This window comes from Candidatus Aquarickettsia rohweri (assembly GCF_003953955.1).
Classification (GTDB): domain Bacteria; phylum Pseudomonadota; class Alphaproteobacteria; order Rickettsiales; family Midichloriaceae; genus Aquirickettsia; species Aquirickettsia rohweri.
Genome location: NZ_RXFM01000051.1, coordinates 1 through 9,237 on the forward strand (window position 1 = coordinate 1; position 9,237 = coordinate 9,237).

The 9,237-nt window shown below is 26.5% G+C and carries 14 protein-coding genes; 7 read left to right on the forward strand and 7 right to left on the reverse strand.

Annotated features, from left to right (window positions below):
- Together EIC27_RS08220 and EIC27_RS07030 are read left to right on the forward strand one after the other, a co-directional pair.
- Positions 1-232: transposase domain-containing protein (locus tag EIC27_RS08220; protein WP_205702331.1), on the forward strand; the 232-nt coding region annotated here is incomplete at its 5' end.
- Positions 233-287: 55 nt separating this feature from the next.
- Entirely contained in the window at positions 288-446 is a 159-nt protein-coding gene (locus tag EIC27_RS07030) for a hypothetical protein (protein ID WP_154663846.1), read from the forward strand.
- A 17-nt stretch (positions 447-463) separates the two neighbouring features.
- Here EIC27_RS07030 and EIC27_RS04120 read toward each other — a convergent pair whose 3' ends face one another.
- On the reverse strand, positions 464-1,309 hold the full coding sequence (locus tag EIC27_RS04120) for a glycine--tRNA ligase subunit alpha (protein WP_126044863.1): 846 nt from the start codon (positions 1,307-1,309) through the stop codon (positions 464-466).
- Positions 1,310-1,394: 85 nt separating this feature from the next.
- Between EIC27_RS04120 and EIC27_RS04125 the strand changes: the two genes are divergently transcribed.
- Positions 1,395-1,559: a Sec-independent protein translocase subunit TatA gene (locus EIC27_RS04125; protein ID WP_126044864.1), complete on the forward strand. Its 165-nt coding sequence runs from the start codon at positions 1,395-1,397 to the stop codon at positions 1,557-1,559.
- A gap of 47 nt (positions 1,560-1,606) precedes the next feature.
- Here EIC27_RS04125 and EIC27_RS04130 read toward each other — a convergent pair whose 3' ends face one another.
- From EIC27_RS04130 to EIC27_RS04140, 3 genes are read right to left on the reverse strand one after another with little or no spacing between them, the layout of a single operon-like run.
- Positions 1,607-2,104 carry a hypothetical protein gene (locus EIC27_RS04130; RefSeq protein WP_126044865.1) on the reverse strand — a complete coding sequence of 166 codons (498 nt, stop codon included), beginning with the start codon at positions 2,102-2,104 and terminating at the stop codon, positions 1,607-1,609.
- On the reverse strand, positions 2,091-3,731 hold the full coding sequence (locus EIC27_RS04135; RefSeq protein WP_126044874.1) for a CTP synthase: 1,641 nt from the start codon (positions 3,729-3,731) through the stop codon (positions 2,091-2,093). Before EIC27_RS04135 ends, EIC27_RS04130 begins: the two co-directional genes overlap by 14 nt.
- 7 nt (positions 3,732-3,738) lie before the next feature.
- A complete protein-coding gene (locus EIC27_RS04140; RefSeq protein ID WP_126044866.1) occupies positions 3,739-4,053 on the reverse strand; it encodes a preprotein translocase subunit SecG in 315 nt (104 codons plus the stop codon).
- Between the two features lie 86 nt (positions 4,054-4,139).
- Here EIC27_RS04140 and EIC27_RS04145 point away from each other — a divergent pair, with 86 nt between their 5' ends.
- A complete protein-coding gene (locus EIC27_RS04145) occupies positions 4,140-4,448 on the forward strand; it encodes an FtsB family cell division protein (RefSeq protein WP_126044867.1) in 309 nt (102 codons plus the stop codon).
- 155 nt (positions 4,449-4,603) lie between these two features.
- Here EIC27_RS04145 and EIC27_RS04150 read toward each other — a convergent pair whose 3' ends face one another.
- The gene (locus EIC27_RS04150; protein WP_126044868.1) at positions 4,604-5,746 is read right to left on the reverse strand and encodes a Fic family protein; all 1,143 of its coding nucleotides are present in this window, start codon (positions 5,744-5,746) and stop codon (positions 4,604-4,606) included.
- Positions 5,747-6,430: 684 nt separating this feature from the next.
- A complete protein-coding gene (gene rpmE / locus EIC27_RS07880) occupies positions 6,431-6,715 on the reverse strand; it encodes a 50S ribosomal protein L31 (RefSeq protein ID WP_126044869.1) in 285 nt (94 codons plus the stop codon).
- A 158-nt stretch (positions 6,716-6,873) separates the two neighbouring features.
- On the opposite strand from rpmE, the gene ssb reads away from it, so the two are divergent.
- Genes ssb through queA form a run of 3 tightly spaced genes read left to right on the forward strand, consistent with a single transcriptional unit; the run spans position 6,874 to position 8,868 of the window.
- Entirely contained in the window at positions 6,874-7,311 is a 438-nt protein-coding gene (ssb, locus tag EIC27_RS04160; RefSeq protein WP_126044870.1) for a single-stranded DNA-binding protein, read from the forward strand.
- A 24-nt stretch (positions 7,312-7,335) separates the two neighbouring features.
- Positions 7,336-7,785, forward strand: a complete 450-nt coding sequence (locus EIC27_RS04165) for an RNA pyrophosphohydrolase (protein ID WP_126044871.1) — start codon at positions 7,336-7,338, stop codon at positions 7,783-7,785.
- Between the two features lie 15 nt (positions 7,786-7,800).
- Positions 7,801-8,868 carry a tRNA preQ1(34) S-adenosylmethionine ribosyltransferase-isomerase QueA gene (gene queA, locus EIC27_RS04170; RefSeq protein WP_126044872.1) on the forward strand — a complete coding sequence of 356 codons (1,068 nt, stop codon included), beginning with the start codon at positions 7,801-7,803 and terminating at the stop codon, positions 8,866-8,868.
- Positions 8,869-8,987: 119 nt separating this feature from the next.
- Here the strand turns inward: queA and EIC27_RS04175 are convergent.
- Positions 8,988-9,237 (reverse strand): DDE-type integrase/transposase/recombinase (locus EIC27_RS04175; protein ID WP_126044873.1); only part of this gene is annotated, 250 nt, incomplete at its 5' end.

Here is a 9,237-nt window from a genome sequence, read left to right on the forward strand (position 1 = left end):
TAGTATAAAACCATTTGCAGTTGGCAGAAAAAATTGGATGTTCTGTGCAACAACTAAGGGTGCTAAAGCTAGTGCAAATATTTATAGTATTATTGAAACTTGCAAAGTAAATAAGATTAATCCTTATGATTATTTAAAATATTTGCTGAATCATATTCATGATTATTCTGATCCAAAAGAGTTAGTAAATTTACTTCCATATAATATTGATAAAAAAATATCATCAAATTAAATTTTTTTTAGAATTATCAAAAAACTTAAGAAACCCAAAGAAAGGCGTATAATACTTGTCAAGATGGGGATATTTTAGCGTTTACGTTGATAATTTTCCTGGATTGCCACACTCACTTCGTTCGTTTGCAATGACTATATCGTTGTTCCTAACTGTACTAAATATTACTGTATTGTTGCTTTCTATCTATATGCATTTCATATTAAAATTATGAGTGACATGCTATAGTTTTTAATTACAATTTTGAGAAAACTTTAAACAACAATTCTTAGCAATATTTCTAACTCTACTAATATATGAAGCTCTTTCTGTAACACTTAATACACCCCTTGCTTCAAGAATATTAAAAAGATGAGATGATTTAACGCAATAGTCGTAAGCAGGATAAAGTAGATTTTTATCTATTAATTTTTGTGCCATAACTTCATAGTCATTAAAATGTCTGATTAACATATCTGTATCAGCAACATTAAAGTTAAATTCACAAAATTCTTTTTCTTGAGCTAAAAATATATCTTTATATGTAATACCACTAGAATTCCATACTAAATCCCAAACATTGTCTTTGTCTTGAATATACATAGCAAGCCTTTCTAAACCATAAGTTATTTCTCCAGGAATTAACTTACATGATATTCCACCAACTTGTTGCATATAAGTAAATTGAATAATTTCCATACCATTGCACCAAACTTCCCATCCTAACCCCCAAGCACCAAGAGTAGGGTTATCCCAATCACTATGGACAAATCTTATATCATGTAAATTACTATCTATTCCAAGAATTTTTAAACTATTTAAACACTTTTCTTGAATATCATCTGGAGATGGCTTCATAAGCACCTGAAATTGATAATAATGCTGCATTCTATTAGGATTATCACCATATCTACCATCTGCAGGTCTCCTGCAAGGTTGTACATATGCAACATTCCAACTTTTTTCATCCAAAGATTTTAACATAGTAGCAGGATGAGATGTGCCAGCACCTACTTCTGTATCCAGAGATTGAAGTACTACACAACCTTGTTGATTCCAGTATTTTTGAAGATTAAATATTATATCTTGAAAATGCATCGTAAATTTATAAACTTGCTAATATTATTAATTTTAAATATACTAATATTCACTAAAGAAAAAATTATATCAAGTTAATTTTTATATGACTGGCAGAGTTGGAGAATTATTAATTATATTACTTATAGTATTTGTATTATTTGGAGCAGGCAAGCTACCAAAAGTTATGAGCGAATTAGGCAAAGGTTTAAGATCATTCAGGAAAGGAATGGATGAAAAAAATAAGGATACTGATAATAAACAAGAATGATTTTCTTTATATAGTCTAATAAGTTAATAATAGAATTAAAAAATTAACTAATTTTTACTTTTTATCTCTTTTAAAGCAGTATTAATGTTATCTTCACCCCACTCTTCATGAATACTACATAATTCTTGATTTAATTCATGAAATAAGTCAAATTTCTTGTTATAAATAAAATAGTATATTATTTTTGGCACAATTACATATATAACCCACCCAAATGCACAAGATAAGTATATAATTACCCAAGTATGTGGCATAGATATAATTATATATGAGATTTGCTGAATATTATCAGCATTGAATAAAATATCCAAAAACAAATGAATACTTCCAAGGAGGTTAAAAAGAAAAATAATTTGAGATAAAATCCTACTGGGGTTTTTATCAACTGATATAGCAACTAATGTTGGTAAAAATCCAAAAAATGTTAAGATAAAAAGATTAGTCGAAATAAATGAAAAAATAAGTGAAGTTAAAAGAACTAAAATCATCAATATGATAGATTTATAACTACTAAAAAATGAATGATTTTTATCAACTTTTAACATAATTTACCTTTTGCCCATTTATTGCAGAGTAAATGAAAGATATAAACAGTGGATGAGGAGAAAATGGCTTTGATTTATACTCTGGATGATATTGAACACCAATAAACCAGGGGTGATCCTTCACCTCAATAGTTTCTACATATTTTTTATCAATAGACATACCACTAAGAGCTAACCCACTATTTATAAATATTTCCTTAAATTTAACATTAAATTCATACCTATGTCTATGTCTTTCTTCAATTTTTTCAGAATCATAAATCTTATAAATGTTACTTTCTTTTGCTAATATACAAGTATATTTACCTAACCTTAAAGTACCACCTATATTTGCTTTAGATGATTTATTTTCTAAATTATTTTCCTTTTTTTGATTACTCATTAAATCAAATATTGGTGTACAGTTTAAATTAAATTCTGATGAATGTGCATCGGTAATATTTAATACATTTCTAGCAAATTCAATGACTGATAATTGCATACCAAGACAAATTCCAAAAAAAGGAATTTTGTGAATTCTTGCATATTTTATAGCTAATATTTTTTGCTCAACACCTCTTTTTCCAAAACCACCTGGAATTACTATACCATCAATTTGCTCAAATTTATCGGCAATATTATCTTGTGTTAAATTGCTTGTTTCAATCCAAATTAACTCAACTTTGTGTTTATGGTAAATTTCAGCATGTTTAAAAGCTTCAATTAATGATTTATATGAATCTTTATATGAATGATACTTTCCTACAATAGCTATTCTGACTTTGCCCTTTATTAATTTATTATTTTTGTCAATTTCTTGCCATTTTGATAAATTAACACCATCTTTATACGGCATATTCATAATTTCTAAAATCTGTTTATCAATTCCTTCATGATGATATGACAAAGGGATTCTATATATACAATCTAAATCTTGAGATGGTATAACATTTTCTTCTTTTAAATTACAAAATAATCCAATTTTTTTTCTTTCATTATCAGGAATCTTTTTTTCACTCCTACACAAAATTATATCTGGTTGAATTCCTATAGATCTTAACTCTTTTACAGAATGTTGTGTTGGTTTAGTTTTTAATTCTGATGCATGCTTTAGATATGGAATAAGAGTTAAATGTATGTATATAACATTATCCTTGCCTAAATCATATCCTAATTGCCTAATAGCTTCAAAATATGGTAGACCTTCTATATCTCCAACAGTACCACCAATTTCACAAAGTAAAAAATCTACTAACTCACTTTCTTTTAAAATAAATTCTTTTATTAAATTTGTAACATGAGGTATAACTTGTACAGTACCACCTAAATAATCACCGCTCCTCTCTTTTAAAAGTAATTTTGAATATATTTTTCCACTTGTTATTGAATCCGATTTTAAGGCAGATATTCCTGTAAATCTTTCATAATGACCAATATCTAAATCCGTTTCTGCTCCATCATCAGTTACAAAAACCTCACCATGTTGAAATGGACTCATAGTTCCAGGATCAATATTTAAATATGGATCAAGTTTTTTTATTCTTATTTTATACCCATGAGCTTGTAATAAAGCAGCTATTGATGATGTTGATATTCCTTTACCTAAGGATGATACTACACCACCTGTAATAAATATAAATTTAGTCACAAATTTATTACTCCATTTTTGGAACATTAGCATCACTAATTATTGCATCTTTAGAAATATCTTCACTTTCTAAAGACTTTATAATAGCACTGCTCTCTTTATTTTGACTTATAGAATTTCTAGCAAGTATTAAACTATTTGCCATAAATATAAAAATAAGGAATATAGTAAATTTACTAATAAATGAATGCTGTGCATTACTTGGAATTTGTCCACCATTATTACTTACTACAATTCCATCGCTGCTAGATTTTTGAAAAACTATTATAAGTGATATTAAAATAGTAATAAAAATTTGAAAACCAAATAAAAAAGAAATCATATTTTTTGCTTCAATTGTTTATAAATGGTATATAAATACATAACTTAGTATTAATACATCATTAATAAAATTTAATCAAAGTTTTTATGAACAAAAACAATACTGTTAACTATGCTTTATTAATATTTAATTTCATTTTTATAGTGATAATATTTTATTTCACACTACATTGTTTTGTTGGAGAAAGGGGATATATAAAAATGCTCGATCTAAAAGATGAGTTAATTATTAAAAAGAAAGAACTATCTTTATTACAAGATCAAAAAAAATATTTAGAAAACAAAGTAAATTTAATTTATGATAAAAGTATAAATAAAGATTATTTAGATGAATTATCAAGAAAAAATTTTGGGTTAATTGGTGTAAATGAAGTTTGTATTTTTGAAAATCAATAAAAATATAAAGAATAAAGACAAATACCTACTGAATATTTTTTTTCCATTATCAATCTTTATTTATGATAGAAAAGTAGCTTTTGTTATATTTGATCCACTCAGAATCTTATTAATTGAAAATTTTCATTTTTTTTAGTAAATTTCAATCAATATTCTTATGCAACAAAGTGATTTTCTATAGATTGATTATCATAATTTTCTTCTTTAGAATCTAAATATTTATCAACACTTTCCTCAAAATATTTATGACACTTTTTTAGACCATGCATATCAAAACCATTATTAGCAAGTATTTGTAAATTTTCACTTTCATTTGAATTTCCTAGCTTATTTATAACATCATCTAATATACAATTTTTATCAGGGTAAAAATCAAAAGCTTCCTTACGGCAAATTGTATTCAATAGTAAATCTCTAAATGGTTTATAGCTCATACTTTCTATTGAATTTACAACTGCCTGAGTATATAACTCATTCGAAGCGAAATACGCTTCTTTCATACTGCACTCGTCTAAAATTTTGTTCATAAAGTAACGTGCAGTTCTACCATTTCCATCATATAATGGGTGAACCTTCACAAATTCAATATGGAAATAAGCAGCAGCATCTACACAGCTATCATGCATTAAATCTTTTGTTTTACTAATTATTGTATCAACTTTTTTAACTGAGCTTTTTGTTGTTTCTGGAGGCAAATAAGCTACTTTATTATTAGCAAAACCCTTTATTTTTACTTCTACTTTATCATCTCTAAAACACCTACCTTTTTTATCTGAAGATAATACTTCGTCGTTCACAACCCTGCACCAACTTTTTATTAGATCAACTGATAGATCGCTAAATTTTTTATTTCCAAATTTATTAATTCCCCAATTATAATCACCGTTTTCAGCTAGTATTAAAAGTTCTGCATCAACACAAGAATATGCACTAATATCAGCTTTCCCATATTGATAGGTTTTTGAATAAATATCCCATAAATCATCAACATTTTTACTTGTAATGCTAGCTAATTTTTGATTCTTCTCAATTAAACTATCTATATCACCTTCATGTATATAATATATGCCTGGCTGGTAAAACTTTCCCTTTAAATCAATTTGCACATCCTCTTTATAACAATTTTTATTATATCGTTGATGTTTACTATCTTTCATATCTATATTATCATGCTGTCTCTTTATAAAATATATAACAGGAGAGATAATAGCTGCAAATAATCCAATAAGTACTGATTTTGTATAACTAAAATCTGAAGAAAAGTGTGCTTTTTTAGCTCTTAAATTTTTTTTACTCATTTTTATACCCCATTATACGGCATTGATTAATAATATAGCTTCACAGCTATATGAACTAATGCAAAATATTTTTTCTAACTAATTAAAATACTTAATTAGTCGCGCATTATACATTTATTTTATAATATATTAAATACTTTTTCATAAAATAAATATTAGTTGTAAAAGTTGAAACACATGTAGGACTGAATCAATATTAAAAATATTTTGTTTAGTGTAGCTCATGCGAAGCAAAATATTTGATGTTGAGGAATGTGAAGTAAGGTTTTAAAAATAACATAAAAAATTTTAAGATATGCAAACACATTTAATATATGGCGAAACGAACAATTTATTGAAATATGTAGCTTATGAAGAGTAGGCAAAACCAGAAGTTAAGGCTTTACAAAAAACTACACAATTGTATAATTCTAAGGAAACAGAAAGGTAGGTGAAAGGAGATAAAAAGGATAGTATGTATAAGTAGAAGCAAATATTATCACTATAAAGTTTTAGAGCAAAAGATCGGACTGAATGTCCTTATAAAAAGATCAAGTGAATTCAATGCCAGTAAAATAGTGCAGTCCATGATTGATCTTATTGAAAAATTAAGAAGAGAGAATCCAACATATAGCAAAGCTAAGATTCCCTATTTAGTGAATAAAAATATCAGTATAAATTAATAATATTATTAACTACTTTTAACTACTTTTTACCAAAAGACAAGCCTTTAAATTTATCATTAAATTTAGATACTTCTGTTACCTTAGTATTAACGTAATTAGCCTCTTTTGTCCATGCTGGGTGAGTAGTTGGATCAACATCTAATTTTAGGTAATCACTTGAAAAAGTAGACCTAGTTTTAAATTTTGTTCCATCAGTCATCTCAACTGTTATCTCTCTATAATTAGGATGTAGCGATTTTTTTGATTTTAAATTAACTACTTTTTTGCTCACTTTTTCTTTATTTGTAACTTTAACCTTAGACATGAATTTATTTATAAATAACTATTACCCCTTCTTGATACAAAAAAAATATTATAAGAGCAAGAATTTTTTTAAAATTATATAAGTTTATGTTTACATAAAATGTAAAACATTATAGTCCTATTGTATTAATATTAATTATTAGAGTTTAAAAAAATAAAATGGTTGTTAGTTTAAATAAAGTCACTCTTATTGGTAATGTTGGTAAAGATCCTGAAGTAAGATTAACACAAGAAGGCAAAGAAATTGTTACTTTTCCTTTGGCAACTACAGAAAATTGGAAAGATAAGAATAGTGGTGAACGTAGAGAAAAAACTGAATGGCATAGAGTAGTAGTATTTATACCAGCATTAGTTAATATAATAAAAAGCCATGTTAACAAGGGTAGCAGGATATACATAGAAGGTTCATTACAAACTAGAGAATGGAATGATCAAACAGGTATAAAAAAATATACTACAGAAATCGTATTACAAACATATAACAGCACAGTTATTTTATTAGGTAATAAAAATAGCAATAAATCTAATAATGAGGAAATTGTTCATGACTCTACTGATATCAATGAAGATGATAATGACGATAAAGTTCCATACTAAATTAATAAGGTAACTCTTTTCTCCATGTCTGATTTATATAGGCTTGGCATTGGTATTATGATGATTAACCAAAATGACCAAGTATTTGTTGCAGAAAGAATAAAACCTAAAGGTGCTTGGCAAATGCCTCAAGGTGGAATTGATAAAAATGAATCTCCAAAAAAAGCTTTATACCGTGAAGCTATGGAAGAAATGGGAACAAATAATTTTAGTATAATTACAGAATCTAAAAATTGGTATCAATATGATTTTCCATTAATATATCAAAATAAGTGGTTTAATGGTAAATATCGTGGACAAAAACAAAAGTGGTTCTTATTAAAATTTCTTGGAGATGATAATGAAATTAACATAAACTTATATACTCCAGAATTTGCTGATTGGAAATGGATTGATATCAATAAATTAGAAAATATCATAGTAGATTTTAAAAAATCTATGTATAAAAAATTTCAGATGAATTTAAGAAAATAATTGTAAAGATATAAAATGCAGTTATCTGAATTTGATTTTGAATTACCTAAAAATTTAATTGCAAAACATCCAATTTACCCTAGGGGTAATTCTAAATTATTATACTTAGATAATAGTGCAAAAATTTTTGATTATAAATTTCCTGAAATAATAAATTTATTTAAAAAAGGAGACTTATTAATATTCAATAATAGCAAAGTTATACCTGCATATTTAGTTGGAAAGGTTAATAATTCATTCAATATATCAAAAGAAATAGTTATTTATCTAAACAGGGAAATAACTCCTAATAAATGGCTTGCATTTGCAAAACCAAAAAAACTACTTTCTTTAAATAAAGAGATTATTTTTACAAATAATTTAAAAGGTGAGGTAGTTAAAATATTAAATTCAGGAGAAATAACTCTAAAATTTAATTACAGCAATCCCATATTACTAAATAAGATATGCAATATTGGTATGATGCCAATACCACCTTATTTAAAAAGAAAACCTGAGGAAACTGATAACCAAGATTATCAAACTGTATTTGCAAAAGAATACGGATCAGTAGCAGCTCCAACAGCAGGCTTACATTTTACAAACAGTTTATTAGATAAGATAAAAAGCATAGGAGTTAAAATTAATTTTATTAGATTAGATGTGGGATCTGGAACATTTTTACCAGTAAAGTCAAAAAATATTTTTGAACACAAAATGCATTTAGAAAAATTTTTTATACCACAAGAAACTGCTGAAGCAATAAATAAAACCAAACAAGATGGTAATAGAGTGATATGTGTAGGCACAACTACACTGAGAGCTATTGAATCTTCTTCAGATAGCAATGGATTTATTAAGTACCAAAACAGTGAAACCAATATTTTTATAACCCCTGGATATCAATTCAAAGTAGTAGATTGCTTAATTACTAACTTTCATACTCCTAAATCCACTTTACTCATGCTTATTAGCGCATTTAGTGGAATAAATAATATAAAATTATTATATACTCATGCTATAAAAAATAATTATAGATTTTTCTCATATGGAGATGCATGTTGGCTAGATAGAATTAAAAATAATTACACAACTAATAGTTGATTTATTTTCTATATAAATATATCCTAAAAATAGAACATTAACAGTTTTTAGGAATAAAATAGGCTCTGTCGCATCTGTAATATGGTGTAAAATTTTTAAATTATTTATAGATTTTTCCATTAAGCAGCTAGTGAAAGAAATTTATCAAAGTCAGAATTATAATTGTCATTGTCAGCAAGTTGTCCTTTTTTAATCATGTGCAAGAGTTCTATTCCCGCAATAGTTCTGGCGGCACTTCTAAAGGATTTGAAGCCAAGCATCGGCCTAGTTCGTTTCTTTATAAATCTGTGATCGCCTTCTATCCTATTGTTGAGATATTTGTTCTGCCTAATTTCTATTTGGTTTTCTTTAGATAATGGCTTATTGATT